At 42.8% G+C, this 18,454-nt stretch carries 15 protein-coding genes and 1 other RNA gene; 7 read left to right on the top strand and 9 right to left on the bottom strand.

Annotated features, from left to right (window positions below):
- Positions 1-93 precede the first annotated feature (93 nt).
- On the top strand, positions 94-1,368 hold the full coding sequence (glyA, locus tag ACRD7P_RS11675; protein ID WP_430907794.1) for a serine hydroxymethyltransferase: 1,275 nt from the start codon (positions 94-96) through the stop codon (positions 1,366-1,368).
- A 183-nt stretch (positions 1,369-1,551) separates the two neighbouring features.
- On the opposite strand, the gene ACRD7P_RS11670 is transcribed toward glyA, so the two are convergent.
- The 8 genes from ACRD7P_RS11670 to ACRD7P_RS11635 all read right to left on the bottom strand — a co-directional run bounded on the left by ACRD7P_RS11670 (position 1,552) and on the right by ACRD7P_RS11635 (position 9,701).
- Positions 1,552-2,235 (bottom strand): hypothetical protein, encoded by a 684-nt coding sequence (locus tag ACRD7P_RS11670; RefSeq protein ID WP_430907793.1) that lies wholly within the window; start codon positions 2,233-2,235, stop codon positions 1,552-1,554.
- Between the two features lie 123 nt (positions 2,236-2,358).
- Positions 2,359-3,030 carry a histidine kinase gene (locus ACRD7P_RS11665; protein WP_430907792.1) on the bottom strand — a complete coding sequence of 224 codons (672 nt, stop codon included), beginning with the start codon at positions 3,028-3,030 and terminating at the stop codon, positions 2,359-2,361.
- A gap of 232 nt (positions 3,031-3,262) precedes the next feature.
- Positions 3,263-4,930, bottom strand: a complete 1,668-nt coding sequence (locus ACRD7P_RS11660; protein ID WP_430907791.1) for a tetratricopeptide repeat-containing sensor histidine kinase — start codon at positions 4,928-4,930, stop codon at positions 3,263-3,265.
- A gap of 439 nt (positions 4,931-5,369) precedes the next feature.
- A complete protein-coding gene (locus ACRD7P_RS11655; RefSeq protein WP_430907790.1) occupies positions 5,370-5,528 on the bottom strand; it encodes a hypothetical protein in 159 nt (52 codons plus the stop codon).
- Between the two features lie 136 nt (positions 5,529-5,664).
- On the bottom strand, positions 5,665-6,399 hold the full coding sequence (locus ACRD7P_RS11650) for a LytR/AlgR family response regulator transcription factor (RefSeq protein WP_430907789.1): 735 nt from the start codon (positions 6,397-6,399) through the stop codon (positions 5,665-5,667).
- Between the two features lie 233 nt (positions 6,400-6,632).
- On the bottom strand, positions 6,633-8,222 hold the full coding sequence (locus ACRD7P_RS11645; RefSeq protein WP_430907788.1) for a hypothetical protein: 1,590 nt from the start codon (positions 8,220-8,222) through the stop codon (positions 6,633-6,635).
- Between the two features lie 130 nt (positions 8,223-8,352).
- Positions 8,353-8,631 carry an acyl-CoA thioesterase gene (locus ACRD7P_RS11640; RefSeq protein ID WP_430907787.1) on the bottom strand — a complete coding sequence of 93 codons (279 nt, stop codon included), beginning with the start codon at positions 8,629-8,631 and terminating at the stop codon, positions 8,353-8,355.
- A gap of 2 nt (positions 8,632-8,633) precedes the next feature.
- A complete protein-coding gene (locus ACRD7P_RS11635; protein WP_430907786.1) occupies positions 8,634-9,701 on the bottom strand; it encodes a glutaminyl-peptide cyclotransferase in 1,068 nt (355 codons plus the stop codon).
- A gap of 426 nt (positions 9,702-10,127) precedes the next feature.
- Between ACRD7P_RS11635 and ffs the strand changes: the two genes are divergently transcribed.
- The 3 genes from ffs to fsa all read left to right on the top strand — a co-directional run bounded on the left by ffs (position 10,128) and on the right by fsa (position 11,870).
- An RNA gene (gene ffs, locus ACRD7P_RS11630) (signal recognition particle sRNA small type) lies at positions 10,128-10,226 on the top strand.
- A 97-nt stretch (positions 10,227-10,323) separates the two neighbouring features.
- The gene (locus ACRD7P_RS11625; RefSeq protein ID WP_430907785.1) at positions 10,324-11,130 is read left to right on the top strand and encodes an SDR family oxidoreductase; all 807 of its coding nucleotides are present in this window, start codon (positions 10,324-10,326) and stop codon (positions 11,128-11,130) included.
- 86 nt (positions 11,131-11,216) lie between these two features.
- A complete protein-coding gene (fsa, locus tag ACRD7P_RS11620; RefSeq protein ID WP_430907784.1) occupies positions 11,217-11,870 on the top strand; it encodes a fructose-6-phosphate aldolase in 654 nt (217 codons plus the stop codon).
- Between the two features lie 150 nt (positions 11,871-12,020).
- Here fsa and ACRD7P_RS11615 read toward each other — a convergent pair whose 3' ends face one another.
- Positions 12,021-13,403, bottom strand: coding sequence for a transaldolase (locus tag ACRD7P_RS11615; RefSeq protein WP_430907783.1), 1,383 nt, complete (start codon positions 13,401-13,403; stop codon positions 12,021-12,023).
- A 174-nt stretch (positions 13,404-13,577) separates the two neighbouring features.
- Between ACRD7P_RS11615 and ACRD7P_RS11610 the strand changes: the two genes are divergently transcribed.
- The 3 genes from ACRD7P_RS11610 to ACRD7P_RS11600 all read left to right on the top strand — a co-directional run bounded on the left by ACRD7P_RS11610 (position 13,578) and on the right by ACRD7P_RS11600 (position 18,416).
- Positions 13,578-15,206 carry an ABC-F family ATP-binding cassette domain-containing protein gene (locus ACRD7P_RS11610; RefSeq protein WP_430907782.1) on the top strand — a complete coding sequence of 543 codons (1,629 nt, stop codon included), beginning with the start codon at positions 13,578-13,580 and terminating at the stop codon, positions 15,204-15,206.
- A 28-nt stretch (positions 15,207-15,234) separates the two neighbouring features.
- Entirely contained in the window at positions 15,235-16,371 is a 1,137-nt protein-coding gene (locus tag ACRD7P_RS11605; RefSeq protein ID WP_430907781.1) for a hypothetical protein, read from the top strand.
- Positions 16,372-16,697: 326 nt separating this feature from the next.
- Positions 16,698-18,416: a purine-cytosine permease family protein gene (locus ACRD7P_RS11600; RefSeq protein WP_430907780.1), complete on the top strand. Its 1,719-nt coding sequence runs from the start codon at positions 16,698-16,700 to the stop codon at positions 18,414-18,416.
- The last annotated feature ends 38 nt before the right edge of the window (positions 18,417-18,454 follow it).

The following is an 18,454-nucleotide window of genomic DNA, read 5'->3' as shown; positions in this document are numbered from 1 at the left end:
TGTTTAATAAAATCTCTTTCAAATATATTCTTTTATGCCAATTAACCTCACTCGTTTCGTATTTTTGCCATTCATTTAACAGAAACACCGATTATGCAACGCGACAATCAGATTTTTGACCTTATCACCGCAGAAGAGGCCCGACAGATACACGGAATAGAGCTCATTGCTTCTGAAAATTTTACCAGTCCCCAAGTAATGGAAGCCGCCGGTTCGGTACTTACCAATAAGTACGCCGAAGGGTATCCTGGAAAGCGGTATTATGGAGGATGTGAGATTGTCGATCAAGTTGAACAGATCGCGATCGATCGTGCAAAAGAGCTTTTTGGTGCGGAGTATGCAAATGTTCAGCCGCATTCGGGATCTCAGGCCAATGCCTCGGTATATCATGCCTGTCTAAAGCCCGGTGATACCATTTTGGGTTTTGATCTGTCGCACGGTGGGCATTTGACACATGGTTCCCCGGTGAATTTTTCGGGTCGACTTTACAATCCGGTGTTTTATGGTGTTGAAAAGGAGACCGGTGTTTTGAAATATGATGTGATACAGGAAATTGCCGAACGTGAGCAACCCAAGATGATCATTGCCGGTGCCTCGGCCTACTCCCGAGACATCGACTTTGAACGTTTCCGGAAAATTGCCGATAGTGTAGGGGCCCTGTTGTTAGCTGATATTTCTCACCCATCGGGTTTGATCGCCAAGGGGATATTGAACGATCCCGTGCCGCATTGCCATATTGTGACCACCACCACCCACAAAACCTTACGCGGGCCTCGGGGCGGACTTATTTTAATGGGTAAAGATTTTGATAACCCTTTTGGTATTACCCTAAAGAACGGAAAACTGCGTAAAATGTCGGCATTATTGAACCTTGCCGTTTTTCCCGGAAATCAAGGCGGACCGTTGGAACACATTATAGCAGCCAAGGCCATTGCCTTTGGAGAAGCACTTTCCGACGACTTTTTGCAGTACATGATCCAGGTGAAGAAAAATGCGGCCGCCATGGCCAAGGCGTTCGTTGAAAGGGACTATCATATTATTTCGGGAGGAACCGATAACCATATGATGCTGATCGATCTGCGAAACAAGGATATTTCCGGAAAGGAAGCCGAAGCGGCATTGGTTAAAGCCGATATTACCGCAAACAAGAATATGGTCCCTTTTGATGACAAATCTCCATTTGTAACCTCTGGAATTCGTTTTGGAACACCCGCCATAACCACTCGTGGCCTACTGGAGGAGGATATGGGAACGATAGTAGCCCTTATCGATCGTGTTCTCGCAAACATTGACAACGATACGGAAATCGCATCCGTTAAAGCGGAAGTGAACGCCTTAATGAAAAATCGTCCGTTGTTCAACGCATAATGATGCATTAAAAAATAGTCACCGCTTATTTACCGTTTAACTGAGATTACAAATACGGGATACCTGATACTAATTTTTAGACTCATTTCAAGTTTGTGCCATGATATAATGGCTGGAAACACCTGCGACCTATCAAGGGCTTATGGCACACTTATCCCAGAATGGAATACGGGCAATTATCGGTTACTCATTGAGCATATTTAGTTCGCCCGAAGAAATCGACTTGTTCCGCAAGGTGTAGATAAGGCCGTCGTCTTCCTGGGAATAAAAATAAAGTCCCCAGTAATTGAAATAATCCTTTCGTTGCATTTTCCCTTTGGCTGCTTTCGCGGGAATTCGATTATCGGCAACAAAGGATTGTTCACCTTCTTCAAAGATCGGGATGAAAATTTCAAAGGGTATTTCCCTATTCCTGTTGGTCAGGTATATAAAATGTGATGACAGCTTTGTTAAAATGGCATCCAGTTGTTTTGGAATACTGCCTTCATAAATCTTGTTTACGATAACGGTACTATCCGTAAAAACAAAGGACAGTTCTTCCACATCGATATGAAATTCGTTCTTGCTTTTTAGACCGCTCATCAATTTGTAGAACAAGGAGTCGCTAAAAATATGGCTCCGGCTCTTTTTCCACTGTCCCCATATCCCTTCGTCAAGATGAATGAGGCCCTCGATAAGGTTGTAATTACAGTTCAGTTCGATTACCAATTTGGCCGAACGCATGTCGGTCGCGCTGTTTCGAATAATTACTTCTGAAAAGAACAGTTTTTCCAATTCTTTTTTGAAAAACGATAGCCCATTAATATCACTATCCTTAAGTATAGCGATAGGGGGTCTGTTTTTGAAGTTGTCTAGGTGTAAAGGCATACTACAATGGAGCTTAGGTTTCACTAGCGACCAAAGTTAGCCGTTAATTGGTTTGCCCGATTATAGAAAAACCTTAGAAAAATTAGGTTTTTAGGGGTATTGCGTGCATTTCATCTAATTTTTTTAGATGAACCCCCTAACCCTTGCCTCTTCGATCAAGGCGAGGTCATTTTTGTCCTGTACACCAAAGTTGTGTTTTAGGGCCCTCTTTCGGTTGTCGATGGTCGCTTGGGAAAGCGGAATCACCGAGGTCATGTCCTTTGTTTTTGTGCCAATGGACAATTGATAGAGAATGGCTTGGTCGTGTTCGTCCACGCGAAAGGTTTGTGCAATATTCTTACGAACGGCCACCAATGCCAGATGGGTGTAATAAGGAGGTGCGCTGACCACGGTCTTTACCATATCGATCAAACTGAGCTCGTCGATTTCCGATTTTACCAAATAGCCGTCCGGATTTACGGATTGACAAATACTGTTTATTCGAAAGCTATCGCTAAAGGACGACATGAACACCACCTTGCTCTCGGGAATGAGTTTACGGGCCAGTATGCCCAAATCTTGTCCTGTTCTAGGGTCTTTGGCTTCTGCCGGGAACAGTTGTATGTCCAATAATACAATATCATAACGATCGGTCCCCGCGGCCGCCTCAATTTTTTTCTCTCCTTCCAAATAGCCGTTCGCTACGTCTACACGAACCGTGTACTCCTCAAAAACAGCGTCTTCCAGAATATATTTATATCCCAAAGCTGTCATCTTATGGTCATCGACCGATAAAATTGTCACTACTCTATCCATTACTCCTTATTATTTTTTATGATTCACCCCAGCGACTTACACTGGAGTCTTTTTCCAAATAAAAGATTTTTTCAGGGTTTATCCTATCATCACATCCCAGCGTTCAAGCTACTTAAAAAGTAGCTTAATTAAGCCAAAATCCTACTTTTTTTGTTTAAAAGCAAGAGTAGAAAGTGATTTATTGTCTTTTTAAGTTTAATGGTGGGTCGCATTCCGGATAAACGAGGGTCCTTTATATCTGATTTTGGACCAATTGTAGGGACGCTATGGGAATCAAGAACGTAACGGTGGTGCCTTTACCGGGAGCACTTTCAATGTCAAACTCACCATTTATCTTTGCTATTCTCGAGGCAATGTTGCGCATTCCTATTCCTTTTCTCCCTTTTTTGATCGTGAAGCCCTTACCATCATCGATCAAACTTACCCGCAATAGCGTTTCCTTTTCCAAATGAAACACCAATTTAAGCTGATTGGCCGCTGCATGCTTTACGCAGTTTTGAATGCTTTCCTGTACCATGCGATACAGGTTAACTTTTACGGCGCTTCCCAAATTGTCCCATTGTAGGGAGTCGTCATACTCAAAGGAATAATCGAGTTTGGCACTTTCCTTTACATTAGCTAAAAGATCCTCGATCGTTTTGATAAAGTTGTGTATTTTCTGGTAGGCCGCATGGCTAAGTTCGTGGGAAATGGCCCTTACTTCTTCTTGGATATCCTGTAGTTCCTTTATCGCCTCGGAACGTTGGTCGATTGCCTCAGGGGTCGTTCGTTTATTGAGCCCTAGCAATAACATTCGCACCCCTTGTAACCGTCCTTGGACACCGTCATGCAGTTCCTCTGAAATGCGTTTTTGGGCAATTTTTTTGCCTTCCTCCACTTTTTGACTTTGATCGGAAAGGAGGTTGAATATTTTTTCGTTGTTTTCCTGCTGTTCTTTTTGGAAGCGCAGTTTTTGGTTTTTCGCGCGTTGATCAAAAAATAGGAATGCGGCCAACGCCAATAGAACAACCACCACGGCAATTCCGATCCATAACCTTTTTTGTTGCGCTAAAAGGCGGTTTTGTTCTATGGTTTCGTTGGTTTCAAAACGGATCCGCGCAAATTTGTTTCTGGTTTTTCGTTCTTCCTGTTGAAGGCTATCGTTCAGCGCAATATACTCCAAAGTATGCTGGACCCCATTTTCGGAATCTACTACTCCCAATAACAATAGCGTTTCCAACATTCTTTGATTGTCATTACTTTGTTTGGTAACTTTCTTGGCCAAAATGCCATGGTGCAACGCTTTTACCGTATCCTTTTGTCTAAGGTAAAATTCGGCCAAATGAAAATTGGAGCTGGCAATACCCCTACTATCTTCGAGCTCTGTTCTAATTTTAAGGGTTTCCCTAAGATTTTCTTCAGCTTTATCATTTTTTTCAAGCATGTATCTAGCTTGTGTCAGGTTGATTAGAGTTATTGAATAGCGACGAGGATCTTCTATTTTAAGGTTCTTGTTTGAATTTAGTATATCTTCAAACAAACGTTCGGCCCTATCATATTCTTCAAGGCGCAAATATATACTACCGATATTATTCTGTGCTTGTATTTGTTTGGTCCTATAGTTAGGTAAGCTTTTAGCATAATCTAACGCTTTGTTGTAATATCGAATGGAGTTGTCGTATTCCTTGAGCCCAGCGCTTATCATTCCAAGCCAATTATAACACATGTGAAGTTGTTTGTTCTTCTTTAAGGGTTTTAAAAGCTCAATGGCCTTGATAAGATTGATTTCCGCCCCGGTATAATCTTTAACACGGCCCTGTATGAAGCCCATATTGTACAACATACGACCGGAATAAAAATCGTTGCCCATACCGTCGTAAATCTTTTGTGCCTTGGCATAATGGTAATAGGAACTATCCATTACCTCGGTATTCCTGAAAAATGTGGCTATATCCCAATGAGCCTCAGCGAGGCGGTTGCTGTCTTTTAACTTTATGCTTAGGGTTCGGTAAAGCTGATTGGATTTTGTAAAATGGAGTGAGTCTTTTTGATTTAAAAAGGCTAGCGAAAGTTCTGAAAGGTATTTTATTCTTACAGTATCGGTTTTTAGGTTTTGAGCTTTGTTGAAAACGGACCGCAATTGCTTTTGATATTCTGCATCAGTAATATCGGGTTTTCGTATTAGTTCTGATTTGACACTATCGACGGTTGCATCCTTTTCTAAATTATTTTGTTCGCAGGCGGTAAATAATGATAGGGCACTCGCAAGAAAGAGAAATAATACGAATCGGTGGCTCAATATCATATAACGAAGATAAAAAAAAGCCCCAACATCTGTTGGGGCTTTTTTTTAAGGAGTTTTAATTTCCTGATCCGCGATCATCACCATCAGTAGGGTCGTCATCGCCTGCTTGTAAGTTTTCATAAAGTGCTTGGGTCTCATCGGCACTATCCTGTTCGCAAGAATAAAGTCCTACACTGGTCAACAATACTGCGGCAATCAAAATCACTTTTTTCATAATAGTAGTTTTTAGTAGTTCGTTTTATTTTCATGACTAAAGTAGAACAGAACCAGCTCGTAGGAGCACGATTAAAAGTGTGCGGGGTAAACTCATCATTTATAAGAGAATTCTTCTTAATTTTATTAGAATTGTACTAATTTGAAGCGGAAATGCTGTTTTTTGAGAGGATTTTTTTGAGGCCATCCACGTTTTCTTTGTAGGTTTTTGAAAACGGGAGTTGCAATTTTTGCCCTTTTAAACTACATATTGCCTTTCCGTAATTGATTCGCGCAACATGTTTGGTATTGAGAATATAACTCTGGTGTACCCTAACGAAACTTTTTGGTAATTGTTGTTCAAAGCTCTTTAAGGTTTTGTACGTATTTATTCTGGACCCGTCGGTCATTATAAAATCCGTGGCATTGTTGTCCGCCTGCAGGTAAAGGATATCGTTGGTATCCACATAATGATAGTCGCGGTAGGACTGTAAACAAAGGGTATGGGGCGTTTTGTCCTCTTTTGGTGATCGCAATTTTAGTTTTAGAAGGGATTTGCGAATATCCAATTCGCTGTAGGGAAGCAACCAATAATCGAAAAAATTACATTTTATGGCCTGGTATGCGTGATTCTTGGTTTTTGAGAGCCCGATGACCAGTGGCATATCCTTAACATATTGGTGCAGTTCCATGACCATTTGGAAACACTCTTCCGCAGATTTGTTCAAGTTAACGAAAACCAGATCGGGAAGCAGTTTAAGAATGTTGTTCAATCCTTCTCCACTAGTTTTACTAAGCCCCAAAAAATCAAAATCTTCGTGCTCATCCAAATAGTGCATAAGCTGCAGATTTGATGTAGCATCCGAATCGATAATGATATACTTGTAATCCATTTCTGGTGCCAATTATGATACTGCAAATTAGCGATAGTGGTCGAGAGTGGATTAGAGAATAACCTTAGAAAAACTATAGTTTTTTTTGCTAACCCCTTGAAAACAAGCTATTTTGACAGAAAAATCTGTCAATTTAACAAATTTTAACATTTGGGCGTTTAGCACTTTTTGGATTTTAACAAAAAAGGATTTATAAAGCTGGTATTCTCGAAACGGGAGTTATTGATGCTTCCCTACGGAATTGGAACAAACTGGAAAGCGCCTAGGTCCGGAGCGGTGGTACGATCGATTCCCAAAATATCAAAAGGAACGATAAGGGCGGCACTGGTACTTCCTATGCCTATGATCGGGGCATTTTCCAATAATCGAAAATCATTTTGATCGGTACCCTTGTAAGGAATATTTTCATTCAGTAAAACGCTGTTGTATCGCGCGGTATTTTCAAAGTCATAGACCGGTAAGCCGGAAAGTTGGCCGGATATGTCATCGAATCGAATATAGGTATGGTCAAAAAGGAAATTGAAATCATTTTGTCCGTTATCTATCAAAGCAAGTTCCAAAAGACTGCTGCCATCAATAATACTGTTTTCAAAAGTGGCGTTCACCAAGTTCCCGGTAAACCGTTCTCCGGAGGCTAGCTCAATTTCATTATCGATCCGAAGGGCTTCGCCGCCCCGAAAGCCTCTGGACCAATAGTTGGCAATTGTGGTATGGGTAAAGCGGTAATTTCCTCCTAAATTACAGTATACCGATATGTTCCCTGCGCTGCCGAATACCATATTTTCGGCAACAATGGCGCTGTTCCTCGCCCAAAGGTTAACGCTGGATGCATTATACACCTTGGAGTTGCGCAGGGTCAGGGCAGGGGTGTCTCCCGTTGCACCGCTTTCCACCAGTAGGCCTACGGTCGCATTTTTAATGGTCAAATGGTCAATTTCGTTGTCCGTACTGCCATTGGCCATCCAAACCGTTCCCCATTGGCCCGGAGTATCGGCAAGTTCCGGTTCCAAACGATCTCCCTCGAAGATGACCTCATTTTCAAGCAACAAGGTATCGCTACTTATGGCACCGTTGACCTTTAAGGTAGCCCCATTCTGGACCCAAAGACCGGAGTTTTGATGAAAGTGTACCCGTGCACCCGCGTCTATTTCCAGGGTCTCATTTTCGGGTACTGCCGCATAACCGTAAATAACATAGGGCTTTTCATTAGTGAAGTTCAGTTGGTCCGCCGCCAGTTCAACACCCTCGACCCGTAGTTGGTTGCCTTCCGCATCAAGCCCTAACAGAATGCTTTCCTTGGTACCGTCCGCATTGGTCCGGGGAAAAATAAAAACGGCATCTTGCACGAGTGTGACCAGGGATACCGTCTGCTCGTTTGGTCCGGTATCGAATATAAGGTCATCGGTATACAAAAACGTAAGGGCATCGTTCTGGGAAATAGCAAAGGTCGTTTCTATAAAAATGAAAAGACTGTCCTTGGCAAGCAAGGGGATATTTTGGAATTCTTTTCCGGCAGCACCGTCTACGTTGAGCCGGTATCCGCTTTCGGAACCTTGTGCCAATCGAATGTTAGGGATTTCAATATCATCATCCGATCGATTATATACCTTTAGACTATAGGTACTGCTGCCGATGTTGTTGAACACGGTATCCAAAAATACGGTATCCGTTGAAAAGCCCAACCTTCCGTTACTCTGCACATATTCGAAATCTTTTCTACAGGAGCTCCAAAAACTGATCATCACCAGAAGCAACAACATTCCAATCCCCTGGAGAAAACTATGGGAACCGGATCGTAAAAGGTAAAATATATTCTTTTTCACTTACTGTTTATGTTTCTTGTTCATGAAATATGGACAAAATGGCCTTTGGTATTCGAATGGGCTTAAAATTGGTTGCTCCCAGCAAACACCATTGGCTTTTTGCACGCACCAAAAGCGTGCCCGTTCGAGTTCAATAAAATTCGACGATCCGCATCGATTGCGCTCCTTTGCTTTCTGAAATATAGGTTTTTATCCGTAGCTCTTGGTCCTCCGTTGCGGCACCTTTATAGGAGATGTCGTGGTGGGTAACTACCCATACCATGTTTTTACGCATTTCGTCCCCGACCAGCAACTCCCAATGTGCTTTTGAAATATCCTGTATCCACTGTACGAACCGCACGTTATTTACGTGATATAACTCGTCCAAGTCCTTTTTCGCGACTACAATTCTTTTTTCAAAAGTCGGCATCCTTATTTTTTAATGATGTTTACTTCGAACAACTTGTCCCAATCTTTTCCCGTGACAAAGAATGTTTTTCTTTCGGGATGGTATGCTATTCCGTTCAACACATTTTCCGATTCGTTCCAAGTATCCGATTTGGTTACCTTTTTGTCCAATCCCCCAAAATTTACGGCACCTTCTATAGCCCCGCTGGTCGGATCAATGATCATAATGCCCGGGCGCTGGTAAACGTTAGCGTATATTTTGCCGTTTACATACTCCAATTCATTGGCCCTATTGAAAATGGACTTGTTGGTAACGATTTGTATAAAATCTTCCTCTACCAAGGTTTCCGGATTTAAAAACCAAATTTTTTCGGTACCGTCGCTTTTGATCAGGCGTTTCCCGTCATTGGCAAACCCCCATCCCTGTTTGCTTTCGCCATATTGAAAATTATCGAGTTTTTCCAGGGTGGTTAAATCGTATATGAATCCCTTATTACTCTGCCAGGTAAGCATAAAAATTTTTTCGTTCAGTATGGTTATGCCCTCTCCAAAAACAGTACCGTCCATGGCGACTTTCTGAAGTACTTCACCACTTTTGTAATCCACTTTTCGTAAAGAGGAGCGGTCTTTTTTACCCGTGCTCTCGTACAAGGTGTCGTTATGGAACTCCAGTCCTTGGGTATAGGCACGGTCATCATGCGGGTACTCCGCTACAATTTCGTAAGTATACACCTCTGGCGGCCTGGGTGCGAGTACCCGAATGTTTTTGGATACCGTTGCCTTGCCTTCATCATAGGTTATGGTAGCGTTTAGCGTTTTTTCGCCTAATTTTTTGATGGCCAAATAGATTTTCCCATCGGTTACCGGGAGTGTTTGCCCGTCTATGGTATAAATGATGCTTTTAATTTCCTTGTTTTCGGTATTGCCGATAGCGACGGCCACACGATCGTCCTGTTTGAATGTTTTGCCCTCAAGTTTTAACTTGAAAAGTTCCGTCTTTTTTCGGTTCATATCCCCACACCCGGACAACAATACTATCGCCGGAACGATAAATAAAAAGGAGTGTTTTCTACAATGATTAAGTAGTTTCATTACAACGTTTAAAAAATAAAATATTGATATTAACCAAGAATCGGGTCCTTGACTGTTACCGTTTTTCCAGAAAACGGTCGCGTCCTCAAAGATACCAATACCCGTTAAACTTTTATATGCAATACCATTTCTGTTCTTAAATTACCCATTAAAAATTGTTCTTTTCCGTGTATGCTTCAAAATAAAAGCTAACCATAGCTATTGCTATGCTTGGATTTTCTTTTTCGCCTACCCAAAAAACCCCTGGTTTTTATTTAAGTAATTTAAGAACAGAAATGGTATAACGTAACTCCTTTTGTTTTTTCGATATGGCACGAGCGCAGACCGGGGCTATTCGATTGGGTAGAATCATAAAATTGACATTTTGATTGAATATTCTAGGTGGAATATTTTAAAATAGCATTTAAAAGATCGTATATTTGCACTTGGCAAGTCCTACACGACCAGCTCCTGTAGAATCCCCCAGGGCGGGAACGCAGCAAGGGTATATGGTTGTAGCGGTGCGATGTAGGTAGCTTGCCTTTTTTTGTGCCCTAAAGTGAAATTTTGGGTAGCCCTCTTCGGTGCTTATACCATTTTAACTTTGAAATGGTATTAGGTTTTATTCTTATTTTACAAACATATGAGCGACAAAGTTGTATTGATTACAGGTGGTTCGAGCGGAATCGGTAAAGCGATCGGTAGCTATCTCAAACAAAAGGGATACCGGGTATACGGTACTACCAGGAGTATTTCGGCCCATCCGGATTTTAATGATTTTCCCTTATTAGAGTTGGATGTGCGTGAGCCAAAAAGCATACAAACGGCCATACACCGTTTGTTGGAAAAGGAGGGGCGGGTTGACGTGTTGATCAATAATGCCGGCGTCGGGATTACCGGACCTTTAGAAGAAACACCGGAAAATGCCATTATGAACGCTTTCGACATTAATTTTCACGGCCCATTGCGGATGACAAAAGCGGTACTGCCGCAAATGAGAAAACAAAAGAACGGTTTGATCATCAACATTACTTCCATCGCAGGGTATATGGGGTTGCCCTACCGCGGGATCTATTCCGCCTCCAAAGGTGCCCTCGAACTTGTTTCGGAAGCCTTACGTATGGAGGTGCGATCGTTCGGAATTACCGTTGCGAACTTGGCTCCCGGCGATTATGCCACCAATATCGCCGCCGGCCGTTTTCACACCGCCGCTTCAAAAGATTCGCCTTACACGACCTACGCGGATACTTTGAACGCACTGAACGATGATGTCGACCAAGGTGGAGATCCGATAGAGGTTGCAAAATCGATCCTCAAGATTATTGCGCACCCTTCCCCAAAAATTCATTACAAGGTGGGAGCATTTTTACAGAAAACTTCGGTTTCCCTAAAGCGGTTGTTGCCCCAGAAAGTGTTCGAGAAAATGTTATTAAAACATTATAAGTTGTAATTTTGCCAAATCTTTAGAACGATCGTCCGGTGGTTGTCGGATGCTATTTGAGGACAAAATCAATATCAACATAAATTAGGAAGGAAATGAAATTTTTTATAGACACGGCAAATTTAGATCAAATCCGCGAAGCCCAGGCATTGGGTGTTTTGGACGGTGTGACCACAAACCCATCGTTAATGGCCAAAGAAGGTATTGGCGGACGTAACAACATCCTAAAACATTATGTTGATATCTGTAACATTGTAGAAGGTGATGTATCTGCGGAAGTAATCGCCACAGATTTTGAAGCCATGGTCAAGGAAGGGGAGGAGCTTGCCGAACTGCACGACCAGATCGTAGTGAAAGTGCCGATGATCAAAGATGGTGTAAAGGCATTAAAATATTTCTCCGACAAGGGTATACGTACCAATTGTACCTTGGTTTTTTCTGCGGGTCAGGCGCTATTGGCGGCAAAGGCGGGAGCAACTTACGTTTCTCCGTTTATCGGGCGATTGGACGACATTTCTACGGATGGGCTCAACCTTATCGCGGAGATTAGAATGATTTATGACAATTATGCTTTTGCCACCGAAATATTGGCGGCTTCCGTACGGCATACCATGCATGTTATCGATTGTGCCAAGTTGGGCGCCGATGTCATGACAGGGCCACTGTCCGCAATAGAAGGTCTGTTAAAGCACCCGTTGACCGACATTGGTCTTGAGAAGTTTTTGGCCGACTATAAAAAGGATAATTAAAGGCGACGTTTTTCGCTCAAAATAAAAGAAAAGACCGCCCGTAGCGGTCTTTTTTTATGCTGGTATTGCTATAAACGATTTTCTTTACTATTGTTACCGTAAGACTGTTTCGTTGTTCTTGACGCGTACGTATGTTGTTCGGTATGGGGTCTAAAATTCGGAATAGATGTTCGCAAAAGCATCGACAATTTTTGCGTCCTCGGTAATAACGCATTTATTGGGCGGATAAATAATCAATGATTTCGTAAGCTCTTCAAAATCATCGGCCCTAAACTGTAAGCTTTTATCTAGGCCCGATCGTTCTACCATGGCCTTCCAAGTTGGCTCATTGGTTTTCATATTGATTCCAACGTATCGTAAGCGAGGGTGTTCTTCGCTCAATTTTGTTATCCTGGCCTTAATATTGTTAAAATGTCTTTTTTCCGAACCGGACCAAAAATAAAAAACGGTTTTCCCCTTTTCGGAAATTTCACGAAGTGAAATGGTGTCACCATCCATGCTCGATACATAAAGCTCGGGTATGAACTTATTGGGTTGAATGTTTTCAATACCGTGGTACAGATTGTCAATTTCCTCCAGATGCTTATTGTTCTGTGACAGTTCGTGAAACTCCTCGATAAATTTTCGATTGTTTTCCTCCGTGTCGTGTACCTTCAAAAGATAATCGAAAGCAACATAACGGTAAAGGTTGTCCTTTAGCTCCTTAGCGGTGACCAAACTGTCGATCATTCGCATTTTGTGCTGGTTAAAGTGCAGTTGGTCCCTCACAATAGCTTCGTTCACGGCACATTTTTCGGAACAATCCATATAGGCCCGGTTTTGAATGTGATGTTGCATGAAATTGTAATAGGGACGCAGGTACACCAGCTTTTCATCACCGTAATCAAGCGATTTGCGATAACTATAAAACCCTTTTGGCAAGCTTTCCATTACGCCCTGATGGGCCAACTGTTTATGTTTGAAAGGATACTTCTCCATAAACGTATTGTAGGTGTACGAAATGCTGGCCAATGCAATGGCTTCTTCTTCCCCGGATACTTCACCATCACTTTTCAAGTCCCCAAGCATGTCCATCTTCGACTTTTTAAGGGAATCGATTTTGAGTGAAAAGGCTCCCGCCTCCAGGGTATAATATGCGTTGATCAAAGGAGCTTCGGCTTCTTTGGCCAAAAACACTTCTAACAGAAAGCTGCTGATCTCGCTACCTTTCCCGGAAAATGCCAAAGATTCGTCAAAATCAATGGTGTTCAATCGAATTGTAATGCTATCGCCGGGCTCCAAATAAATGTACTGCAGTTCGGGCGAATGGTTGAAGTGATATAGCCCCGTGGGCAACGAGTCAAAGTTGAAGGCAAAGCGGTTGGTGGCATCAAGTTGAGCAGAGTCGATGACCCGGTCTCCTTTTAGTAATACCACATGTTTACTGGTCGGATTGACGATTTCTCCTGCAAAATGTACCTTAGGGGTATTCAATACTCCTTCACCGCAACCTATTACTACTAAAACGAGGGGATATAGTAATTTTTTTATCATAAAACTAGCGCTACGCAAGGTAAAAGTAAGCAAGGCATTGGGCCTTTGCTGTTAATAGGGCGTTAAATATTAGGGGTTTGGCCCTTGCTTTTCGTCAAGCGACATGCAATCAACGTTTATTGGCCGACGGAACTTATTTTGCGTATTTTTGCACGAAATTTTAAAACAGTAGTTATGTTGTCGGTTTCCAATCTATCGGTCCAATTTGGTAAAAGAGTATTGTTCGATGAAGTGAACGTATCGTTTACGCAAGGCAATTGTTATGGGATTATCGGTGCGAACGGCGCTGGCAAATCTACATTTCTGCGAATTTTATCGGGACAAATTGAACCCACCTCAGGGCATGTACACCTTGAACCGGGCAAAAGAATGTCCATTCTGGAACAGGATCACAACGCATACGATACGGCCACGGTTTTGGAGACCGTAGTAATGGGAAATACCCCTCTTTTTAAAATAAAGCAGGAAATCGATGCGCTGTATGCCGATTACACCGATGAAAATGCCGACAAAATAGGGGAACTACAAGTACAGTTCGAGGAAATGAACGGTTGGAACGCCGATAGTGATGCGGCGGCGCTACTGTCCAATTTGGGCATCAACGAAACCTTGCATTATACTACAATGGGCGAAATGGACTCCAAGTTAAAGGTTAGGGTACTCTTGGCACAGGCGTTGTTCGGAAATCCGGATGTTTTGATCATGGACGAACCTACCAACGACCTGGATTACGATACCATAAGTTGGTTGGAGCATTTTATCGGTGGATACGAAAATACCGTTATCGTAGTGTCCCACGACCGTCACTTCCTAGATTCCGTATGTACCCACATCGGCGATATCGATTTTGGTAAACTCAATTTATATAGTGGTAACTATACGTTTTGGTACGAGAGCAGCCAGTTGGCAGCGCGGCAAAGAGCACAACAGAATAAAAAGGCCGAGGAAAAGGCAAAGGAACTACAGGAGTTTATCATGCGTTTTAGCGCTAACGTCGCAAAAAGCAAACAGGCTACGAGCCGAAAAAAAATGCTTTCCAAATTAAAGGTCGAGGACATCAAACCGTCCAGTCGAAGATACCCCGCCATTATTTTTGATCGGGAGCGTGAGGCAGGCGATCAAATACTGAACATTAATGATCTTTCCGCTTCTTCCGAGGATGGTGAGGTATTGTTCAAAGGGTTAAACCTGAATTTGGCAAAAGGGGACAAGGTTGCGGTTATTTCAAAGGATTCGCGGGCTACTACCGCATTTTACGAAATTGTAAACGGAAGGAAACGCGCGGATAACGGTGATTTGCAATGGGGCATCACTACTTCACAATCCTACCTTCCCGCGGACAATTCCTCATATTTTAACCAAGCGGTAAGTTTGGTCGACTGGTTACGCCAATGGGCAAAAACCGAAGAAGAGCGCGAGGAGGTATACCTAAGGGGATTTTTGGGTAAAATGTTGTTCAGCGGAGAGGAAGCCCTTAAAAAATGTACCGTGCTGTCCGGTGGTGAAAAAGTAAGGTGTATGCTCAGTAGAATGATGATGTTGCGTGCCAATGTATTAATGTTGGACGAGCCTACGAATCACTTGGACCTGGAAAGCATTACCGCTTTTAATAATTCATTGAAGAATTTCAAGGGAACGGTATTGTTTACTACCCATGATCACGAATTTGCGCAAACCGTAGCCGATCGTATCATTGAACTGACCCCAAAAGGCAATATTGATCGTCATTTGACGTTCGATGAATACATGTCCGATAAGGGCATTAAGGAATTGCGAGCTAAAATGTACGCGGTTCCGGTATAGTACCAGTAAAAACCCAAATACTTACATTATGCGTACCTACACTTTTTGCGGCCTCTTTTTGGCGGTATTTGCCCTTGTTTCCTGTAGTAGTTCTGAAAATGGTTCGGATACCCCGGGCGATGGACCCACAGTGGGAGCAGCGGTCGATTACACCTTATTGATGGACAGTGGAAATACGATTACCAGTAAATCGTTGAACGCCAATGGTGAGGTAATTACCATGAATCCCACAGCTGCCCCATTTGGAACAACGGACCAACCAGATTTTACCTATAGGGACGGAAACGTAATTTCCTTTTACAATACTACAGGACCCTGTGGTGGTGCTTACACCAAATACGATTTTAGTACCGATGCGGCACAGGACGCCACCATTTTTGAAGATTTGGGAGATTGTGGTCTCACGGCACTTGGTATCGCACATAGCGATGATGCCGTGTATATCGGCTATGGAGTAGTGGAGAACGACACGGAAACCAACTATTTTATCCGGGCCATACCTACAGGCGATCAAGGTGGTGACCCTGTCGATATTCCCATGGTCCAGAAACCGGAACATTTGGTATTCGCCAATAATCGTTTGTTTGTATTGACATCCGATTTGGTAACGGTAAATGAAAACAAGCTTTATGTTATGGATGCGGCGACCAATACCTTTATCATTGAAATGAATTTGGGCACCGATGCGCGGCGGTTGATCAAAGATGCCAATAATGATGTAATCGTTTCCTATGATACCTTACATACCATAATGAACAGTCAAACGCTTTCTCAAGAAACCGTAAGGTACCGGGAGGACTTGCCTACGGAGTTCGCCGCTTCCGATTTTCACACTTTTGACAGTTCTGGCAGCCTTTACTACATTATGCCCCCGGGTGATAATGCCGCTTATTCCTTTTTACCGGCAATCTATAATTTCAGTTCCAATTTGATCGTCCTGTACGACTTTGAGCAGTTTCTCTCTGATCAAAAACGAAATTTGGAATACGAAATAGAAACGGCCACCGCCGTTACTTATGATGAAGGAAACAACTTTTTGGTAATCGGGTACAAAAAAATAGGTTCGCAAAAAGGTGGCATACTGCGTGTATTTATCGGAGAACAGCCGGCCGTAATCGATAATCTGGATGTCGATGGCATTCCATACGCCATACTGGAAAAATAGTACCAGAGCAAGCATAGCAATAACAATAGCTTCGTCTGCACAAGTAATACCATTTTAACTTTGAAATAGCGTTAATGAATCATTTCTTTTCAACTGTTCTTGGTTAAAAAGGCTGTTACTAGTCAAGCTGGGGACAGGAATTTTAACTTGAATACCTAAAAAACAATTGCATTGTCGTACTTGCTATTTCAAAGTTAAAATGGTATTAAATAGTTTCATAAAACGAATTTGGAAAATGCACCGGCATACAAACAACTTCAATTCTCCAACATCGGTACCATAAAAGTATTATCTTGTAGGTCTTCGCTTAAAAACCAGCCAAGCCCATGCGTGCCGACAATGATTTTGACCAGTTTAAGGATCTTGACGAAGAACAATTACCAGTAGCCAAACACAAATTACACGATTGGACGCATTTTGCTGGACTCTACGCTGCCGAGCATGTTGCGGCAACAGAGTTTGTTATTGGGGCGACCTTTGTCGCACTCGGTGCCAAAACGATGGATATCCTTCTCGGGCTTCTAATCGGTAATATTCTAGCCGTACTGAGTTGGCGGTTTATTACCTCTCCCATTGCCGTTGATACGCGATTGAGCCTTTACACCTATCTGAATAAGATTGCGGGCGATTCGATGACCAAGTTGTACAATTGGGCCAATGTCATCATCTTTTCGGTAATTTCGGCTGCTATGATTACCGTATCGGCCACTGCCGTGCGTTTTGCCTTTGATATTCCTGCGCAACTCAATTGGTATCCCACCAACGTCTGGTTTGTTTTGATCGTTTTGATGGTGGGCATTGTTGTGGTTTTCATCGCGCTCTATGGTTTTAATGCCGTTTCAGAATTTTCGGGCATCTGTGCGCCTTGGCTTTTTGTGATGTTTACCAGTGGCGCTATGGTGCTCCTTCCCGCTTTGTCATTAGATGTTTTGGATAAAACGTTACCTGCGGGATGGGCCGACATTATAACTCTGGGGGATCAGAGTATTTGGACAGGAATCAACAGTGATGGACAACCTGGAATCGGACTGGTCGAAGTCATCGGCTTTGCTTGGGCGGCAAATACCATAACCCATTTCGGATTGATCGATATGGCACTTTTGCGTTTTGCCAAAAAGAAAAGCTACGGTTATGCCACCAGTACCGGCATGATGTTCGGGCATTATGTCGCATGGATCGCTGCCGGAATCATGGGAGCCGGTGCTGCTGTAATTTTAGGAAAATCTATAGTAGAACTCGACCCAGGTGATGTGGCCTATTATGCCCTTGGATGGTCCGGTTTTGTTATTGTTATTGTTGCGGGGTGGACGACCGCTATTACCAATTTGTATAGGGCAGGTTTGGCCGCACAAGCGATTTTCTTCAACCATTCTCGAAAGAAAACGACCATCGTAGTGGGTATGGTCACCATTGCTGTAGCCTGTTTTCCCTTTGTGTTTTCACAAATATTACCGCTACTCACCTACGCAGGGCTGCTGGTCGTTCCTGTGGGGGCGATTGTATTTGCGGAACATCAAATTTTCCCACGAATTGGCTACACCCGCTATTGGTCTTCGTACCGTAAGCTTAGCTTTAGTATGCCTGCCATGGCGTCGTGGGGCTTGGGCTTGGTTTTCGGTTTTGGCTTAAATGTGCTTGATGTGATGTCTTTCTTTTATCTCTTTATCCCTACTTGGTTTTTTACCATCGCGGTGTATACGCTGCTCGCATCTAAATACGGGGCAAAAGAGAACTTTGCAAAGGAGGTCAAGGAAGAAGAAGTTCGTAATGAAGCCATTGAACGCTTTCACGTAGAGCAAGCAAAAAATGAAGCTGTTGTTGCCAAGGATGTTTCAATGTTCTCGAAGGGATTAAAATTCGTTGCTATTTCGGCTTTGATCGCTACCTTGGTTTTGGCCGGTAATGTTTTATTCGGAAGTGCTACGGAAACAGATTATATCGAAAATAGAGAACTTTTTTATACCTGCGCATTCGGTTGTACCAGCATTTATTTCGTGTTAGCTTATTGGGCGCTGAAACGCGGGAAAACCAATACAGCAGATTAGCGTGGAAAACCCGATACAACTCAATCAAACGAATTTAA

The sequence above is a fragment of the Maribacter sp. 2-571 genome (assembly GCF_050589625.1).
Taxonomy (GTDB): Bacteria; Bacteroidota; Bacteroidia; order Flavobacteriales; family Flavobacteriaceae; genus Pelagihabitans.
Note: the sequence above shows the minus strand (reverse complement) of the source record. Positions and strands in the feature narration are given on the sequence as shown.

What these genes read in the sequence shown, in the direction of transcription:
- ACRD7P_RS11655 (WP_430907790.1), bottom strand. Translation starts at nt 5,528, where the DNA reads ATGAAAAAAGTGATTTTGATTGCCGCAGTATTGTTGACCAGTGTAGGA.
- ACRD7P_RS11605 (WP_430907781.1), top strand. Translation starts at nt 15,235, where the DNA reads ATGCGTACCTACACTTTTTGCGGCCTCTTTTTGGCGGTATTTGCCCTT.
- ACRD7P_RS11635 (WP_430907786.1), bottom strand. Translation starts at nt 9,701, where the DNA reads ATGAAACTACTTAATCATTGTAGAAAACACTCCTTTTTATTTATCGTT.
- ACRD7P_RS11615 (WP_430907783.1), bottom strand. Translation starts at nt 13,403, where the DNA reads ATGATAAAAAAATTACTATATCCCCTCGTTTTAGTAGTAATAGGTTGC.
- ACRD7P_RS11600 (WP_430907780.1), top strand. Translation starts at nt 16,698, where the DNA reads ATGCGTGCCGACAATGATTTTGACCAGTTTAAGGATCTTGACGAAGAA.
- ACRD7P_RS11625 (WP_430907785.1), top strand. Translation starts at nt 10,324, where the DNA reads ATGAGCGACAAAGTTGTATTGATTACAGGTGGTTCGAGCGGAATCGGT.
- ACRD7P_RS11610 (WP_430907782.1), top strand. Translation starts at nt 13,578, where the DNA reads ATGTTGTCGGTTTCCAATCTATCGGTCCAATTTGGTAAAAGAGTATTG.
- ACRD7P_RS11650 (WP_430907789.1), bottom strand. Translation starts at nt 6,399, where the DNA reads ATGGATTACAAGTATATCATTATCGATTCGGATGCTACATCAAATCTG.
- fsa (WP_430907784.1), top strand. Translation starts at nt 11,217, where the DNA reads ATGAAATTTTTTATAGACACGGCAAATTTAGATCAAATCCGCGAAGCC.
- ACRD7P_RS11640 (WP_430907787.1), bottom strand. Translation starts at nt 8,631, where the DNA reads ATGCCGACTTTTGAAAAAAGAATTGTAGTCGCGAAAAAGGACTTGGAC.
- ACRD7P_RS11670 (WP_430907793.1), bottom strand. Translation starts at nt 2,235, where the DNA reads ATGCCTTTACACCTAGACAACTTCAAAAACAGACCCCCTATCGCTATA.
- ACRD7P_RS11665 (WP_430907792.1), bottom strand. Translation starts at nt 3,030, where the DNA reads ATGGATAGAGTAGTGACAATTTTATCGGTCGATGACCATAAGATGACA.
- ACRD7P_RS11660 (WP_430907791.1), bottom strand. Translation starts at nt 4,930, where the DNA reads ATGGATAGTTCCTATTACCATTATGCCAAGGCACAAAAGATTTACGAC.
- glyA (WP_430907794.1), top strand. Translation starts at nt 94, where the DNA reads ATGCAACGCGACAATCAGATTTTTGACCTTATCACCGCAGAAGAGGCC.